Origin of the sequence: Virgibacillus sp. LDC1, from assembly GCF_025792345.1 — a bacterium.
GTDB classification, from domain to species: Bacteria; Bacillota; Bacilli; order Paenibacillales; family Paenibacillaceae; genus Paenibacillus_AQ; species Paenibacillus_AQ lautus.
Map to the genome: position 1 here is coordinate 1,177,617 of NZ_JAOXLZ010000001.1, position 17,393 is coordinate 1,195,009.

General features: G+C 48.5%; 12 protein-coding genes. All 12 read left to right on the top strand.

From position 1 onward, the window contains the following. The first annotated feature begins 471 nt into the window (after positions 1-471). The 12 genes from OHJ21_RS05585 to OHJ21_RS05640 all read left to right on the top strand — a co-directional run bounded on the left by OHJ21_RS05585 (position 472) and on the right by OHJ21_RS05640 (position 17,344). Positions 472-693, top strand: a complete 222-nt coding sequence (locus OHJ21_RS05585; RefSeq protein WP_133120303.1) for a hypothetical protein — start codon at positions 472-474, stop codon at positions 691-693. 188 nt (positions 694-881) lie between these two features. Beyond that, positions 882-1,034, top strand: a complete 153-nt coding sequence (locus OHJ21_RS05590; protein ID WP_486019473.1) for a hypothetical protein — start codon at positions 882-884, stop codon at positions 1,032-1,034. A 449-nt stretch (positions 1,035-1,483) separates the two neighbouring features. Beyond that, entirely contained in the window at positions 1,484-3,391 is a 1,908-nt protein-coding gene (gene thrS / locus OHJ21_RS05595) for a threonine--tRNA ligase (RefSeq protein WP_486019474.1), read from the top strand. 267 nt (positions 3,392-3,658) lie between these two features. After that, on the top strand, positions 3,659-4,168 hold the full coding sequence (locus tag OHJ21_RS05600; protein WP_486019475.1) for a ClbS/DfsB family four-helix bundle protein: 510 nt from the start codon (positions 3,659-3,661) through the stop codon (positions 4,166-4,168). A 516-nt stretch (positions 4,169-4,684) separates the two neighbouring features. After that, entirely contained in the window at positions 4,685-5,806 is a 1,122-nt protein-coding gene (locus tag OHJ21_RS05605) for a glycoside hydrolase family 88 protein (RefSeq protein WP_486019476.1), read from the top strand. Further along, the gene (locus OHJ21_RS05610; protein WP_486019477.1) at positions 5,796-7,964 is read left to right on the top strand and encodes an alginate lyase family protein; all 2,169 of its coding nucleotides are present in this window, start codon (positions 5,796-5,798) and stop codon (positions 7,962-7,964) included. The genes OHJ21_RS05605 and OHJ21_RS05610 overlap by 11 nt, the downstream gene beginning before the upstream one ends. A 68-nt stretch (positions 7,965-8,032) precedes the next feature. Then, positions 8,033-9,757: a sensor histidine kinase gene (locus OHJ21_RS05615; protein WP_486019478.1), complete on the top strand. Its 1,725-nt coding sequence runs from the start codon at positions 8,033-8,035 to the stop codon at positions 9,755-9,757. Then, positions 9,754-11,343: a response regulator transcription factor gene (locus OHJ21_RS05620; RefSeq protein ID WP_394056408.1), complete on the top strand. Its 1,590-nt coding sequence runs from the start codon at positions 9,754-9,756 to the stop codon at positions 11,341-11,343. Before OHJ21_RS05615 ends, OHJ21_RS05620 begins: the two co-directional genes overlap by 4 nt. 216 nt (positions 11,344-11,559) lie before the next feature. Next, a complete protein-coding gene (locus OHJ21_RS05625; protein ID WP_100536724.1) occupies positions 11,560-12,480 on the top strand; it encodes a carbohydrate ABC transporter permease in 921 nt (306 codons plus the stop codon). Between the two features lie 18 nt (positions 12,481-12,498). After that, a complete protein-coding gene (locus OHJ21_RS05630) occupies positions 12,499-13,335 on the top strand; it encodes a carbohydrate ABC transporter permease (protein WP_164817335.1) in 837 nt (278 codons plus the stop codon). 152 nt (positions 13,336-13,487) lie between these two features. Continuing rightward, on the top strand, positions 13,488-14,870 hold the full coding sequence (locus tag OHJ21_RS05635; RefSeq protein WP_486019479.1) for an ABC transporter substrate-binding protein: 1,383 nt from the start codon (positions 13,488-13,490) through the stop codon (positions 14,868-14,870). A gap of 122 nt (positions 14,871-14,992) precedes the next feature. Continuing rightward, positions 14,993-17,344, top strand: coding sequence for a glycoside hydrolase family 95 protein (locus OHJ21_RS05640; protein WP_486019480.1), 2,352 nt, complete (start codon positions 14,993-14,995; stop codon positions 17,342-17,344). Positions 17,345-17,393 lie beyond the last annotated feature (49 nt).

A 17,393-nucleotide genomic window follows, 5' to 3' on the forward strand; every position in this document is an offset into this window, starting at 1 on the left:
TAATGTAATATGGTAAGATATTAAACGCTTTGGCTTCAAGCAGAAACAAGGGAGATTTAACCGGATAGGGAAACCTTTCCTGTTGATAAGGAATATCCGCTTGTGATACGATGACTCGCACTGTCTCTCTGGTATATTCAGCTGGCCGGAGCACCGGGAAACGGGAGTTTTTAATGGACTGGGATGGGAATCGTGAAGAATCGCTTTTTGAGAACGGTATTGATTATATCAGCTATGATTAATATTCTAGGAGTCTTGGTTTTCGGTAACCATTACATAACGGATCATAACAAACATGCTGTGGGAGATAATAGTTCATACAGAACGTTTATTCACGGACTAAAGTTTTATAGTCAATTTCTTAGTCAATTGGATGACGATCAGGTGAAGGAGAAAAATATGAATCTATTGATTAATGCAGATGAGAGATTACATCTGGCAAGCAGATCATTGATAGAATTCAAATATTCGATGTCTACTACGAATTTGAATATGAATGGTGTTGAAATCATACTTTCTTCAATTGAAGAATCGATGTTCAACGAAATGTCCGTGTACTTGTTAGAAGACAGTGGGATAGGCCGGTTCATCGCGCTGCAAAGCAGCGTCGATCAGTTGTTGGAGAAACTACCCCAGCATTATAACTCCCAGAGTCAAGAACAATTTATCGGTGTAATAAACAACATCCCGTGATCATCTGTAATGAACGAAAGCCGCTGTTAGCAGCGGCTTTTTTTGATCTGTTCAGCAATGGATTCATTCATGAACCTAAATTTTTTACGCTAACCCCTTGAAAGCGACGCGACGTCATCTTGTAAGATGTATTTGTCATAGAAAATTACGGTCTACGTCATAAATACATACAGAGGGAGATGGTCGGAATGAACAAGGGAGATGTCATTATTTACGCTTGCGTCATCATTGGAGCGGGGATCGGTTTAGCGCTGGGCAGTGCATTTCCAGGAGTTCTGGTCGGTTTAGGTGTTGGGTATTTGCTTAAAATATCTTTGAACAATGAAGAAAAGGAACCATGATAGAGATGTTGACATAAGTTGTATTAGAGGAGACATTAAGTTATGCATGTTAACATGGATATAGCAGTCAGATTATTGTTTGACAATTAGAAAAAACTGACTTATAGTACTTTACTATCAGCAACGATCAAAGACATGATTCTTGGAACAACCTGCCCAGAGAGGGAAGCGATTGGTGAAAGCTTCCTCCGTGCTTGCTTCTTGAATTACCCCTTTGTAGCTGTGTTTTTGAACCCTGATCGGTCGTTTGACTATCGAGATATGGAACTAGAAAACACCGAGTCATCCCCGTTATCGGATGTCTGAATGAGGATCGAAAAGAGCACGCTGGCCGTATGAGCGAATGCAACTTTCGATCAAATTAGGGTGGAACCACGAGCTGAACGCACTCGTCCCTTAGGGATCGAGTGCTTTTTTGCGTTCAATCAAAATTTGATGGAGGGATAACAATGTCAATTATAGTAACGCTGCCGGACGGAAGTAAAAGGGAGTATCCCGCACAAACGACGATGAGCCAGATCGCGGAATCCATTCATTCAGGTCTGAGGAAACAGGCTGTTGCAGCCAAAGTGAATGGGAAACTCGTGGATTTGAATCATGAGCTGCGTCAGGATGCGGAAGTAAGCATCATCACGCTGGATTCAGAGGATGGGTTGTACGTGTATCGGCACAGCGCGGCTCATCTGATGGCCCAGGCCGTTAAACGGATGTATGGCAGCCAATCTGTCCATTTTGGGGTAGGACCTGTCATTGAGGATGGTTTTTATTACGATATGGATCTGGGGCATTCGATTACAACCGATGACTTGATTGCCATTGAGCGAGAAATGCAGAAGATCGTTCAGGAAGACCTGCCGATTATTCGCAGGGAGGTTGGTCGTCAGGAGGCCAAACGTATTTTCAAAGATGACCCATACAAGATGGAGCTGATATGTGAATTGCCGGAGGACGAGGTCATTTCGGTGTATGAGCAGGGGGAATTCGTTGATTTGTGCAGGGGGCCGCATCTTCCATCAACGGGTAGAATCAAGGCATTCAAATTAATGAGTGTGGCGGGAGCTTATTGGCGGGGGAACTCGGATAATAAAATGCTGCAACGGATATACGGAACGGCGTTTCCTAAGAAGTCGCAGCTCGAGGAACATCTGTTACTGCTTGAAGAGGCCAAGAAACGGGATCATCGGAAGCTGGGAAAAGAGCTGGGGCTCTTTATGTTCTCGGAGGAAGCACCGGGCATGCCTTTCTTTTTGCCGAACGGGATGATCATCCGCAATGAGCTGGAGCAATTCGCAAGAGGACTTCAATTCCATCGCGATTATGATGAGGTGCGCACGCCGCTGATGATGAACAAGCGGCTCTGGGAAATGTCCGGTCATTGGGATCATTACAAAGACAATATGTATTTCACACAGGTAGACGAGACGGAGTACGCGCTGAAGCCGATGAACTGTCCAGGGCATATGTTAGTCTACAAAAATTCGCTGCATTCCTACAGAGAGCTGCCTATTCGTATATCCGAATTTGGTCAGGTGCACCGACATGAATTCTCAGGCGCTCTTAACGGCATGATGCGGGTGCGTACGTTTTGTCAGGATGATGCACATATTTTTGTAAGACCCGATCAGATCCAGGAAGAAATTAAGCTGGTTATCGATTTTATCAGCCAGGTTTATCAAGTCTTTGGCTTTGAATATACAATCGAGTTATCGACAAGGCCGGAAGATTCCATGGGGTCTGAACAATTGTGGGAGCAGGCGGAGTCCTCTCTGCAGCAGGTGCTGGATCAACTAGGGCTGCCGTACCGGATTAATGAAGGGGATGGGGCGTTTTACGGACCGAAAATCGATTTTCATATCCTTGATTCCTTAAAGCGAAGCTGGCAATGCGGCACCATCCAACTGGATTTCCAATTCCCTGAAAAATTCGATCTTTCGTATATCGGAGAAGATAACCAGAAGCATCGGCCGGTTGTTATTCACCGGGCGGTATTTGGATCCATCGAGCGATTTATCGGGATTCTTACAGAGCATTACGGCGGGGCTTTCCCGATGTGGCTGGCTCCCGTACAGGTTATGATTATACCGGTATCGGACCATTATATCGATTACTCGTTAAAGGTGAAGAAGCGTCTGGAGAATGCCGGCATCCGGGTGAACGTCGATGTAAGAAATGAAAAGCTGGGTTATAAAATCCGTGAAGCGGGTTTGCTGAAAACGCCATACACGCTGGTCCTTGGGGAGAAGGAAATGAACTCCGATCACGTATCGGTCCGTAAACGGGGCGAGGGCGAACTTGGTGAAAGCTCCATAGATCAAGTAATCGAACGGCTTCGGAACGAGATAGAGTCTAGGAAATAAGAAGAGGTCTGTCAGCTGTTTGAATGAAGCTATTGTTTGAGCGGTGAAATCTTTTGTAAGTGGAATAGAAGATTGTCAAAAGTCCTTCTCAATCTCTGCTGGAGTAAGTGGTTTAGTAGCTGTCGTCGCTTATATATGCTTAGGTTTACAGTGTTACCGGAGGAAAAGCGCATAGATGATATCCATCACCGTACATGGTTCCTGGGCATGGTATAATTTGGATGTGCCTGTTAAGTGGAACATGTAAATGATGGAGGAGAGGGTACATTGCAAACGTATCAGAGCAAAGAGGCTTTCATCGCAGAAATTCAAAAAACGTATAAGCTGTTTGACCAAGAATTTGATGATGTCCCGGAGGATAAAAAGAATCATCGCATTGGCGAAGTCGATAGAACGCCGCAAGAGATGATCGCCTATCAGCTTGGATGGCTAACGCTGGTGATGAGCTGGGAGAAGGATGAATTAGCGGGCCAAGAAGTCACGACGCCAACCCCTGACTATAAATGGAACCAATTGGGAGCGTTGTATCAGCAATTCTACCTTGCCTATGACGCCTATTCTTTGGAAGAATTGCGTTTCATGCTGAAGCAGAGGACGGATGAATGGTGCGAATGGATCAACCGGTTGACCGAGGAAGAGTTGTTTCGTCCGGGCGTTCGAAAATGGACGGTAACCAGTGCCAACTGGCCGATGTGGAAATGGCTGCATATCAATTCAGTCGCCCCTTTCAAAAGCTTCAGAACCCAAATCAGAAAGTGGAAGAAGTACGACGGCTAGACCATATCGCTTGGCGACATATGGGACCGTCCTATATAGATTTAGTTGCCTGATGAACGGCTCTCATAAACAAAAAGTGTGTCAAATAAAGCCATGGTGGTGCTCAGGATGTTATTCCCACACCGCTATGGCTTCAGTTTAATCAGATAGAGTTGGTCCATGGTATATTGAATCGATTCCGGACAAGCGTCAGCGCTCGCCTTTGTCCCTACATTTCGTCCTTGCTCAGAACCATTCCAAGAAATTTGGGGGCAGCAGCGATGGGAGGAACGATTCGTACATGGAGCGTCTTCTAACAGCAAGAAGGGGGCCTTCCGCAAGATCTAGGATCTTTGGAATAGCCCCTTTTTTTAGTCGGTTTCCAGCGAAAAGGGACAGATCTAATCCTTTTTTACCGCCCTTGGGACACAGAAGTCAAAATATTGCACATCAAGGCAAAAATCGGCTCTACAAGAACCGGGTGACTCTCCTTATCATGAATCGTAATCAGAATCGATTTGAAGGGAGTAAGAGGTTATGTGGAGCAGTGCGATTCAAGATGCCGTAGAGAAAATCCGAAAAAACATGGATACCTTCGGGACCAGATTTCCCCACGTCAGCAGGGACGGATCTTATTTGCTGAATGACAATGACGACTGGACGAACGGCTTCTGGAGCGGCCTTCTCTGGCTATGTTATGAATACACAGGTGACGAGGCTTTCAGACAGGGGGCAGTGCGAACGGTAGAAGATTTCCGCCAACGCTTTGCCGATAAGAAGGTGCTTGATCATCACGATATCGGATTCCTGTATTCCTTGTCTTCCAAAGCGGAGTGGATCGTTGAGAAGAACGAGAGTGCCCGCCAGTTGACGCTTCAGGCTGCGGACTTGCTGCTGAAACGCTGGCGTCCGGGCGGAGGTTATATTCAGGCCTGGGGTCCTGAAGGAGATGAACAGGAGGGTGGTCGGATCATCATCGATTGTTTGATGAATCTGCCGCTGCTGTTCTGGGCGGAACAGCAAACCGGCAATCCCGTATATCGGGAGGTTGCAATTATGCAGGCGGAGAAGACAAGACGTTATCTGGTGCGGGGAGATGACAGTTCATACCACACCTTTTTCTTTGATCCGCGTACCGGGGAGCCGATCGGAGGTGCCACGCATCAGGGCTATACGAACGGTTCGACTTGGACGCGGGGACAAGCCTGGGGGGTGTACGGCTTCGCGCTGGCTTACCAATATACAGGAGATCCTGTATACCTCGATACATCTAAAAGAATGGCGAGGTATTTCTTGAAGCACTTACCGGAGGATCATGTCGCCCTTTGGGACTTTAATGCTCCCGTAACCGCCGAAACCTATCGCGACAGCTCGGCCTCCGCCATTGTGGCAGCAGGCTTGCTGGAACTGATTGGACACCTGGAAGAAGAGGATCCCGAAAGAGAGGGCTTCGAACAAGGACTGAAGGATTCCATGACCTCGCTGGTACGAGATTATTCCACGATCGGCAAAGAGGCGGAGGGCCTGCTGCAGCATGGTTCTTATCATGTGCGCGGCGGATTGTCCCCGGATGATTTCATGATCTGGGGGGATTATTTTTACCTGGAAGCTTTGATTCGGATGGAGACCGGGCGCAAGGGGTACTGGTATGAACGCTGATGCCACGGAAGCTTCGGTGGATGCCGTTTTGGCGATAATGAATCTGGAGGATCCCGCTATGGGTCCGATGCAAGTTGGAGACGATCAAGGCCATCGGTACGATATCCTGTGTAAGCTGCATCAACACTTCTCTTGCCGGAGGACACCCGGATGGTGGATGAGCAGTGAGGATAAGCAGAAAATCACGGATTATGTGAAGCAATACTGTGGAGATGAGCTGGAAACCGTGATGAAGACGGCGGATGAGGTGGTGCGGCAGACGTTCCTGTTCCGCTTTCCATGGGATATGGAACGGAGCGTGATTCCGGTTACATTTGACGGTGATATAGACTGGTGCCATATTCCCGATCAAGACGTGGAGTGGGCTTACATGCTGAATCGCCACCGCTATTGGGTGGCGCTGGGACAAGCGTATGCGATGACAGGCGATGAGGAGTATGCGGCGGCATTTTGCCGCCAGCTTGAAGATTGGATCAATCGGAATCCTGTTCCTGGAGAACCTACGACGGATACGTTGACATGGCGCCCGATCGAAGCGGGTCTGCGCAGCGTGAACTGGATCAAGGCACTTCGATACATGATCGGCAGTCCATCCCTGACTCCGTCGCTGCTCGGTATAGCGCTGGTTTCGCTTCACGAGCATGGGGAGTATCTGGCTGCTTCCTTCACCAGCTGGAAGCATATCAGCAACTGGGGTGTTCTGGAAACTTGCGGTTTATACCATATTGCACTGTTCTTCCCCGAGTTCGGCAAGTCGGCACGGTGGCGGGAAATGGGGGAAGAGAGACTGAAGGAAACGGCACGGCTCCAGATCATGGCGGATGGCATTCACTGGGAGCAATCGCCCACGTACCATCATGAGGTGCTGGCTTGTTATCTTGACTGCGTTCACCTCGCCAATCTCAACGGGTTGGAGCTTGATGGTCCATTTCGGCGTACGGTCCGCGAGATGGCCGGAGCCTCCTTGTACTGGGCGAAGCCGAATCACAGGCAGCCGATGCTGGGAGACAGCGACGACAGCGATATCCGTTCCATTCTGACCTATGCTGCGTGGTTATTTGGGGATTCCGTTCTGCGCTTTGGCGGTAATGCCCGGCCCGATTATGATAATGCCTGGCTGTTCGGCATAGAGGGAATCCGGGATTACCAAGCGATGGCTCCCGCGGAGCCGCCATACCTGAGCCGAGCTTTTACCCATTCCGGTCATTATACGATGCGAACGGGCTGGGACGAAGAAGCACTGTACCTTTATTTTCACTGCGGTCCGCTCGGGGGAGGCCACGGGCATGCCGATATGCTGCATATGGATCTCCATGCCTACGGCCGTGATCTGCTCACCGATGTAGGAAGATACAATTATAGCGATCATACACCGCTGAGAAAAGCATTAAAGGAGAGCGCAGCCCATAACACAACGGTTGTCGACGGAATCGGATTTACCGGGGTCAAGGACACCTGGTCCTTCGACCGGATTGCCGGGCCGCTAGGCTGCAAATGGATCAGCAGACCGGAGTTTGACTATGTCGAGGGGGCGCATGACGGCTATCTCTATGGGAATGAACCGTTATACCCGCGCCGAAGGATCATCTTTATCAAGCCGTATTATTGGCTGCTGATCGACAGCTTGGTGTGCCTTGAGCAGCATACCTTTACTCAGCATTTTCATTTTCCGCACCCGCCCGGAGAAGTCGGGGTGGAAGCGGAGTCATTGATATGCCGTACAAACACCCTCGGGGAGGCGAATCTATCCATTATCCCGGTAACCACAGACGGCCTGAATGCGGAAGTGGGCGAGGGCGTGATATCCCGCGAATATAACCTGCTGGACCCAAATTCGAATGTCTCATACTCCCGGACAGGGAAAGGACTCATCAGCATCATGCAGGTACTGTATCCACATCGTCCAGGCGAAACGGTCCTACCTCGAGTCCGTAAAGTGTCTGTATATCGTCATACGGGCGAGCGGGTTCATGACGGACAAGCTGAGGCATGCGGGGTGCAGCTCCCGGGTATGGAAGTGGAGTTTATTCTCGTTGTTAGTCACCGTGCGCCGTCCGGCCATTATGATTCTTATGTAGTGGAGGGCATGCAGATCTTCGGAGAGGTTGTGCTGATAATCCTTCAAGACAGAAAAAAGCAAGCAACCGTGATCATTTAATGAATGCTTCCGACACAGAGGACTGATAGAATAAAGAGGACAAGAGCATAAGAGAGGCGCAGAGAAAAATGTTTAAATTTACCTACTACAAACGCATCCAGCTGTCGTTTCTTTTGCTGATCTTTATTCCGCTGATTGCGGTTTCTATCATTTCGTTTGTTCTGATCCGGGATACGATGGTAGAGAAGCTGCAGCTCAGCAACGAGAATGTCCTGAACGTCATGACGGATGAGCTGAGCAAGACCATTGACGATGTCACGTTTGCTTCCCATTTTATCGTGAACGATACGAATGTGCGCAATATCTTGAAGTCATTTGCAGACACAACACGGCTGGCTACTTATCAGGATTATGTGCATTTTAGACAAATTCAGGATGTATTTTCCCTGATTAACTCCAAGCCGCTGAACAATAACGTCCGCATGTACTTGGTCAACCGTCAGCATTTCGTCATCTCTTCCGGTACGGAGGATTTAACCGCCATTAACGGAAGTGTCGACAAGCTCATGGAGCGCGTCGATCTCAATAAACCGGAAAGCCTGCAATGGCTTGGGATGGCGGGCGGCGACTCGGCAGGAAAGGGGAAAAGTTACTATATCGCCAGGGTCATCTATGACAGCCGCGAGAAGAGGCAAGTGTCCGTTCTGCTCAGCGCCATTTCCGATTCGTACTTCAACAGGCTGCTCGGTACGGTCGACTTTGGCAAGGTGGCGCTCTTTGATACAGCCGGGGAATTCATCGCAGGCGATTCGGGGCTGATCCCGCATCATACGGAGACTAAGGGCAGTGTCCGAACGGACAGGACCATTTTGAAATCGCACTGGAAGCTGTCCTATGAGGCTTCGGAAAAAGAGTGGTCGGGGCAGATATCCCGGACTTTTTATACCGGTCTTGCAGGGGTTCTTCTGCTGTTTCTCGTTTTCTCCGGGATGTCCATCCTGATCGCCAAAAGGCTGCACAGTCCGATTCTCAAGCTGCAGCGGGTTGTTCGCCAGTTCGGAATGGGAAACCTGGATGTCAGACTGGAGGTCAAGGGGAAGGATGATATCGCCGAATTGGGGCAGACGCTGAATACGATGCTCGATCAATTACAGCGGCTGATTCACGATATCGAACAGGAGCAGGAACAGAAGCGGGTGATGGAGCTCGAAGCCTTGTTTATGCAAATTCGTCCTCATTTTTTGATTAACACGCTGAATTCGATCAAATGCAGCCTGATCTTGACGAAGGATACGCTTCACAGCGGAATTATAGATTCACTGATGAGTTTGCTCCGAGCCTATCTCAAGGTCAATGAGCCTGCCACTTTACGCGAGGAATGCAAGCTGCTCGGCCATTATGTCGACATTATGAAAATCCGCAATGAAATCCCGCTTCATTTAAAGGTTGATCTGGATCCGGAAACCGAAGGGCTCATTTTGCCGAAACTTATTTTGCAGCCTGTCGTTGAGAATGCCATCGTCCACGGGCTTGTCGATCATCAGACTCCACGCATCGAGATCCGTTCCCGAAGCCACCCGGACGGAATCATAATTGAGATTGCAAACAACGGCTCCGGGGCCGAAGAAGAAATGCTCCAATGTCTGAACCGTAGGCTGGGAACAGCAAGCGGCGAGCAGGATGGGGCTTATGAGAGAGTAGGTCTTATGAATGTGGTCCAAAGACTCCGATTGACCTTTGGACAGGAAGCAAGTTTGACACTCGCCAACCTTCCGCAGGGAGGCATGTCAGTTTCACTGTACTTGCCCCTAAGTCATCATCATGGTTTTTTACCGGAGGGAGAGGAAGAATGATGTATAGAGTAATGCTCATTGACGATGATGTTCCTATGCTCAAGGTACTGCAACAGATGATTGACTGGGAGGCAAACAATCTGCAGATTGCCGGCAGTACGTATTCCAGCGCGAAAGCGCTGCATATGTTTGAGGAAGTCCGGCCGGACATTGTCATTACGGATATCGGACTGCCGCAGAAAAACGGCATGGAGCTGGCGGACCATTTTATTCGCATGAAGCCGGAGGTTCGGATTATCTTCCTGACCTGTCATGAGGATTTTCATTATGCCCAGCAAGCCGTAAAACTGCAAGCGGATGATTATTTGATCAAAGATCAGCTTACAGCTGAGCAGCTGGAACAGAGCCTTGGCAAATCCATGAACTTGTTAAAGACTCGGGCCGGTCTGATTCATCGCGAGGCGGCGAGTTACAACAGCCAGCTCTTTCGGCAGGATTTACTGCAAAGGGTGATCAAGGGCTCGCCGTCCGAGGCCACGTTGGCTTACGCTTCGCAGATCGGCATCTCATGGACTTATCCGTGGTTTATGTTGGGGCTGGTCAGCATTCAGCTTTCCAGCTTTGACAAGCGTTTCAGGCAAACGGAATTTCCGCTGATTTTATACGCTGTCTACAATATCGCGATGGAATTGTCCGAATCGTATGAAGGAATTACGCCGTTCATGGAGCAGGGGAACATTGTGATTCTGCATAACTTTAGGGTGAATCTCGCACAGAATGCCAGCTTGCATCTGCATAATTATTTGCAGCGGCTGCGTTATCAGTGCGTCCACTTTCTTAAAATTCAACCGAGCGTTACCACGGTAACGGACAAAATGGAATTAAGCTCGATTGGCTCCATCTATCAGGAAATCCTTCATGGCAAGTGCGAGTTCTACGAAAATACCGACTATACGATATCCGAAGTTTCGCAAATAAGGGCGCGGTGGTTTCAAGCCGCACCTCAGGGGTTTCTTGACGGTTATGTTCCAGAGCTGGAACGGATGCTTATCAAGCAGGATCTAGATGGTATACGCGCCACGCTGCAGAAGATCGCCGGGACCGCAAAAGAGCTGTCGATTGATCCGGGCGACTTTACCAGGGATCTATCCTCCATGCTTCGCGGTATCGAGTTGATGTTTTCCAGTCTGAAATTCGATGAGGATCTGTTCGCCTATCTTGCTCTGGCTCGCACCCTGGAGGATATGATGGAATTGGTGGAGAGAAAGCTGACCCAGATGATCGGAACCCGGCATACGGGAATGGGAAGCTCCCCGAATGAGCCGAAGCTGCAGGTGATCCAGCAATATATCGATCAGCATCTTGACGATAACATCACGTCGATCGACATGGCACGCTATTTGTTTCTGAATCCGAGCTATTTTTCGCGATATTTCAAACGGATGACGGGGTTGACCTTCACGGATTACGTGCATCAATACAAAATGAAGATGGCCACCAAAATGCTCAGAATGTCCGGACAAAATCTGGAGTCACTGGCCATGGGATTAGGTTATTCGGATCGGACGTATTTTTCAAAGGTGTTTAAAAAATACGTGGGGACCACGCCCAGCGAATATAAAGCGAAGTACACCGCGCGAAAATAAGAGGACCGATACAGCCCAATTAACATATACGGCAGTAAGCCGCCCGACAAGGGCGGTTTTTTTAAGTTTTTAGAATCAGCATCGAGGCATGGGCTCCACTTTGTGGGGCATTTTTTAGGTCAAAATCTTGCACAGGGCTGGTCATAATCCCTCCTTCTTGCCGATGGCGGATGTATTACTATAATGACAACTTACAAATTGTTGAGGTGATGCTACATGGAGGCTGTACAACAACCAGTGCCCAAGAGCCGGCGGAAGTTTTGGACTCCCAAACGGAAAGAGGCTTTGATCGGGTGGCTGTTTCTGGCCCCGGAGATTGTCGGGATGCTGCTATTAAACGTATTCGCCCTTGGATTTTCTTTGTATTTGAGTTTATCCGATTGGGATATGCTGTCGGGCGTCAAGGGTATTGAGTTTACCGGACTGGATAATTACATCAAGATGTTCCATGATCCGACCATTATTCAAGCGATAAAGAACAATTTGATTTATATGGTTCTTACAGTGCCGATCCCGATTGCGATCGCTCTGGTGCTTTCGGTATTGATTCACAACAGCGTGTTCTTCAAGAGTTATTTTAAAGTTGCATTCTTTATTCCTTATATCTCATCGATCATCGCAGTTGCGGCGGTGTGGAGCGCATTATTCCATCCATCGCTGGGGCCGATCAACCAGTTTCTGATGGAACTCGGGATCAGCAGTCCGCCGAAATGGCTGGTCGATCCGAAAACGTCGCTCTTGGCGATTTCGATTATCAGTTCCTGGGCGGGCCTGGGTTACACGATCATTATCTATATGGCGGGGCTCACGAACATTTCGAATGAAATTTACGAAGCGGCGGATATTGACGGTGCCAGTGCGATTAAAAAGTTTTTTGCGATCACGGTTCCGATGCTCCGTCCGACGACCTTCTTCCTGTTGATTACGATGCTGATTGGCTCGTTTAAAGTGTTTGACATCATTGCCTTTTTAACGGAAGGCGGCCCGAACAATTCTTCTACCGTGCTGGTATTCCGCATCTATGAGGAAGGCTTTAAATACTACAATATGGGATACGCTTCGGCTATTTCCTGGCTGCTGTTCGCGATAATCGGTCTGATTACCGCGCTCACCTGGAAAATGAGAAATGAAGAATAAGGAGGGAGAGGAATGTACATGCAGCTGCTTCGAAAAAACATGTCCAAAGTGGTAATCACCCTTTTCATGGGGGCATTGTCCATCGTGTTTCTCGTTCCGCTCATCTGGATGATTTCCGCGGCTTTTAAATATGAGAAGGATGTTATGCGATTCCCGATTCAATGGATACCGGAAAAGGTGAATCTGGCGTACAATTTCAAGATGGTCTGGATGGGAAGAGTTCCCTTCTATGATTTCTATTTTAACTCTTTTAAAATAGCGATTATTACGACCTTAATCACGCTGATTATCTCGTCCATGGCAGCTTATGCGCTGACGAAGATTCGATTCAAAGGACGGAATCTGGTCTTTATGGCCTTGCTCTCGTTCATGATCATTCCGGATCAGGCGACGCTGATTCCGCGATTTCTGCTGATTCGCTGGTTTGGTCTCTACAATACGCATGCGGCCATCATTTTCATGAGTATGTTCTCGATCTATTTCACGTTCCTGCTGCGACAATTTATGATCGGGATCAGCGATGAGTATTTGGAAGCGGCCAGAATTGACGGAGCGGGTCATCTGCGGACATTTGCTTCCATTATGGTTCCGCTGTGCAAGCCTGTGCTTGCTACGGTAGCGATTATTAAGTTCATTTGGACCTGGAACGATTACCAGAATCCGCTGATCTTCCTGCTGGACAAGGACTTATACACGATTCCGCTGGGTATGACGCTGTTCCGTGATGACTACACCAACAACTATGCCATTATGATGATGGCGGCGGTATCGGCGATCATTCCGCTGGTCATTGTGTTCATTGCTTTGCAAAAGCAGGTCATAAACGGCATTGCTTTAGGCGGGGTAAAAGGTTGATACTATGTCTAAAGTCAAAAATCAGAAGTTTGCGGAAAGTCAAAAATGTAATCCTAGAACCTCAAAATTTTGCACTTGATCGGCCTTGCTGGTGCCTATAATGAACATGAAAACAGCACGACAACTAATTTATCTGTGCAGGGGGAAGTAAGATGAAGAAAAAAAGCAAACACAGATTATCCGTCATTCTTAGCACGATCCTGGCGAGCATCCTGGTATTAAGCGGCTGCGGGAAGTCCGGATCAGAAACCGGTGACAGCAAAAACGCCGGAAACGGTCAGACGGACAAGCAGGTTACCGTCAAGTATTACAACTGGGATAACGAAGCCCAACAGGCGGGTACGGACGCCATGCTCCAGGAATTTATGGACCAGAATCCGAATATCAAGGTCGAACACGTGGTTCTGGTTCCCGGCGATTCCGTGGAAATGTTGAAAAAGCTTGATTTCCTGATTTCTTCCGGTGAAGCGATCGACGTTATTCAATTCCCAAGCTTGGGCGGAGTTCTCGAACGGGCTACACGCGGAGCTCTTGCTCCCCTGAACGAGTTCTATGAGCATGAAAGTCTGGTTCCGGAAGACGAGTACTTCGTAAATGCCAAGGTAGATGACAAGTATTATGGCATGCAGTACACCAAGAGCATGAACTATGTGATGCTCAACAAGGATGCTCTGGATGAAGCGGGACTTGAAGTTCCGAAATTCGGCTGGACGTGGGATGATTACCGCGAATACTCCAAAAAGCTGACCAAGGGCGAAGGCGTTGACAAGCGTTATGGGTCTTACTTCCACACGTGGGAGCTTTATATGAATGCTCCGGCGCAAACCATGATGAAAGATCCGTTCGTATACGAGGACGGAACGACCATTCTCTCCGATCCGACTTACAAGTATTTCTTCCAGCTCCGCAAAGATATGGAGGAGACGGACAAGTCGGCCAAACCTTACAGTGACGTGCTTGCCGCGAAGCTGAACTACCGTACTGAATTTTTCAATGAAGAAGCCGCTATGATTCTTACAGGCAACTTTACGATAGCGGATCCAGGCAACACAGAGCAATATCCACATGATTTCAAAACAGCCTTTGCTCCTGTACCTGTGCCTCCTGCTGGCTGGGAACCTAAAGAGTATGAAGGCAAATACTTCACGAGCGGCAGCATGCTGGCGATGGGCGCCAATTCCGCCAACAAGGAAGCTTCTTTCAAGCTTATGAGATTCATGACAACAGCCGATTCAGACAACAGACTTGAGTTCTCTGGCTACAAGAAGGCGAATAACGAAGAATTACTGACGAAGCTGGTTGCCGGTAAAGAGGATAAGTACGACATGGATTCCTTGAAATATACGCTGTTCAGCGATGATATCCAGTATCTGGATGCAGCCAAAGTCATGATGACGGCTACCTCGGAATTGACCAAGATCATTGATGACGGCTTTGCGAAATTCATGCTCAGTAATGAGCCGATTGATGAAGTGCAGAAATGGATGGTTGACGAAGCAACGAAGATCATCAACGAAAAAGGCTTAGTTAAATAATCGGGCCTTGACAAAAACCGCAAGGTTGATGCTTAGCTATGGATTGGAAGGGCTGTCTTCAGTGATCATACATCTGAGGCAGCCCTTATTCTATTGTGATATTCAAAAATAGGAGCAAAGCGATGATCAACGATAATAGAAAGCTTGTAGAACGACGGCCTGCACAGCTCTGGACGGAGGCTTTTCCCATCGGCAACGGGAGACTCGGAGCGATGGTATTTGGTGGTGTCTCCACGGAGCGGATCGGTTTGAATGAAGATTCCGTCTGGTATGGCGGACCGAAACAGCATGACAATCCAGAGGCGTTAGAAAAGCTGGATGATATCAGATCTCTTCTTCGCTGTGGGGAGCTGCAAGAGGGGGAGCAGCTGGCGCTTACACATTTTACGAATGCTCCGCAATACTTTGGACCTTACCAACCGTTGGGGGAGCTGCTGCTTCAGTTCAAATCCGGCACGTCAAAAGTTAATCATTACAGGCGGGAGCTGAATCTGAGGACGGGCGTTGCTTCCGTAAGCTGGGAAGACAACGGCATTCTCTATGATCGAGAAGTCTTTGCTAGCGCTGTTCATCAAGTGCTGGTCGTTCGTATTTCCGCATCGGAACCTGCAGCTATTCATGTATCAGCCCGGTTAAGCAGGCGACCCTTCGATGGAAACATAAAGCGAGAAAATGAACGTACATTGGCGATGGAGGGCATATGTGGGCCGGATGGTGTTAATTACGCGGCAGTACTTCATGCTTATACGATTGGCGGCAAATGTCAAACGGTTGGCAATTACCTCAATATCCAGTCTGCGGATGTCGTTACTTTGCTGCTCGCCGCTCAAACATCGTTCCGCTGTGATGAGCCTTACCGGGAGGCGCTGCGACAAGTGGAATCCGCTATATTGCTGCCATATGGCTCATTGCTGGAAGCGCATATTGCTGATCATTGCGCTTTATTTGAGCGAGTAAGTCTGGAAATCGAAGCGGCTGATACATGGATAACTCCGGTAACGGACGAGAGCGCTTCAGAGGCAGAAGATGCACTTGTTGATAAACCTACTTCGGAGAGACTACAGCTTTATCGGCAAGGGGTTAATGATCCTGGGCTTGAGGCGTTGTTCTACCAATATGGCCGGTATTTACTGATGGCAAGCTCGAGACCGGGGAGTTTACCTGCCAATTTGCAGGGAATCTGGAATGAAAGTTTCACGCCACCCTGGGAGAGTGATTATCATCTGAACATTAATTTGCAGATGAACTATTGGATTGCCGAGACAGGTAATTTGCCAGAATGTCACGAGCCTTTGTTCGATTTTATCGATCGTTTGGTCATCAACGGGCGGAAGACCGCGAAATCTCTGTATGGGGCGAGAGGTTTTACGGCGCACACTTCTTCAAATCTGTGGGCAGAGAGCGGCTTGTTTGGAGCATGGACACCCGCTATTTTCTGGCCGATGGGCGGGGCATGGCTGGCACTTCATTTATGGGAGCATTACCGCTATAGCCTGTCAGAGTCATTCCTGCGTGAACGGGCTTATCCAGTTCTGAAGGAGGCTTCCTTGTTCTTTCTTGATTTTCTTGTTTTTGATGAGAACGGCTATATGGTTACTTCGCCTTCGCTCTCACCGGAGAACAGCTATATTAACGAGAAAGGACAGATCGGTTCCTTATGCTCTGGTCCTTCGATGGATTCACAAATTTTATATGCGTTATTTACCGCCTGTATTGAAGCAGCGGAGATCCTGGAGCTGGATGAGGAGTGGAGTAGACAATGGAGTGGTGCGCGGGCGAAACTTCCTCAGCCTCAAATCGGCCGATACGGACAGGTCATGGAATGGGCTGTTGATTATGAAGAGTTTGAGCCGGGTCATCGCCATATCTCACATTTATTCGCTCTGCACCCGGGAGAACAGATTATCCCCCATCAAATGCCCGCGTTAGGAGAGGCTGCCAAGGCAACGCTGGAACGGCGCTTGAAGAATGGCGGAGGACATACCGGTTGGAGTCAAGCGTGGATCACGAATTTCTGGTCCAGACTTGGCGAGGGAGAGAAAGCACATGACAGTCTTCGCGAGCTGCTGGTCAAGGCCGTACATCCGAATTTGTTCGGTGACCATCCCCCTTTTCAAATTGATGCCAATTTCGGCGGAGCGGCCGCGATCCAGGAGATGTTGCTGCAATCCCATGGCGGCGAAGTTCGTTTGCTTCCTGCTCTGCCGTCCTCATGGGCAAGTGGTTCGGTGAAGGGACTGCGTGCTAGGGGCGGTTATACCGTAAATATTTGCTGGAAAGAAGGCAAGCTTGAAGCGGCTGAGATTTATTCGGAGAATTTCCGGGATTGTGTTTTATTTAGCGGGCAGCAGCTTGTAATACTTGATTCCACGCATGTTCCTGTACCTATAACATGCCTAAGCTCAGGCTTGGGTTATCAATATACGTTTGCGGCTGAGGGGGGAGAGACCTATCAGATTGTTTTAAAAAGATAATGAACCATGTCATTTAATCTATTGGATCTAAGTTTCATACTGAAGCAAA

Excerpts from the sequence above, each read along its gene's own strand:
- OHJ21_RS05630 (WP_164817335.1), top strand. The coding sequence starts at position 12,499 with ATGCAGCTGCTTCGAAAAAACATGTCCAAAGTGGTAATCACCCTTTTC.
- thrS (WP_486019474.1), top strand. The coding sequence starts at position 1,484 with ATGTCAATTATAGTAACGCTGCCGGACGGAAGTAAAAGGGAGTATCCC.
- OHJ21_RS05640 (WP_486019480.1), top strand. The coding sequence starts at position 14,993 with ATGATCAACGATAATAGAAAGCTTGTAGAACGACGGCCTGCACAGCTC.
- OHJ21_RS05585 (WP_133120303.1), top strand. The coding sequence starts at position 472 with ATGTCTACTACGAATTTGAATATGAATGGTGTTGAAATCATACTTTCT.
- OHJ21_RS05605 (WP_486019476.1), top strand. The coding sequence starts at position 4,685 with ATGTGGAGCAGTGCGATTCAAGATGCCGTAGAGAAAATCCGAAAAAAC.
- OHJ21_RS05635 (WP_486019479.1), top strand. The coding sequence starts at position 13,488 with ATGAAGAAAAAAAGCAAACACAGATTATCCGTCATTCTTAGCACGATC.
- OHJ21_RS05615 (WP_486019478.1), top strand. The coding sequence starts at position 8,033 with ATGTTTAAATTTACCTACTACAAACGCATCCAGCTGTCGTTTCTTTTG.
- OHJ21_RS05625 (WP_100536724.1), top strand. The coding sequence starts at position 11,560 with ATGGAGGCTGTACAACAACCAGTGCCCAAGAGCCGGCGGAAGTTTTGG.
- OHJ21_RS05610 (WP_486019477.1), top strand. The coding sequence starts at position 5,796 with ATGAACGCTGATGCCACGGAAGCTTCGGTGGATGCCGTTTTGGCGATA.
- OHJ21_RS05590 (WP_486019473.1), top strand. The coding sequence starts at position 882 with ATGAACAAGGGAGATGTCATTATTTACGCTTGCGTCATCATTGGAGCG.
- OHJ21_RS05620 (WP_394056408.1), top strand. The coding sequence starts at position 9,754 with ATGATGTATAGAGTAATGCTCATTGACGATGATGTTCCTATGCTCAAG.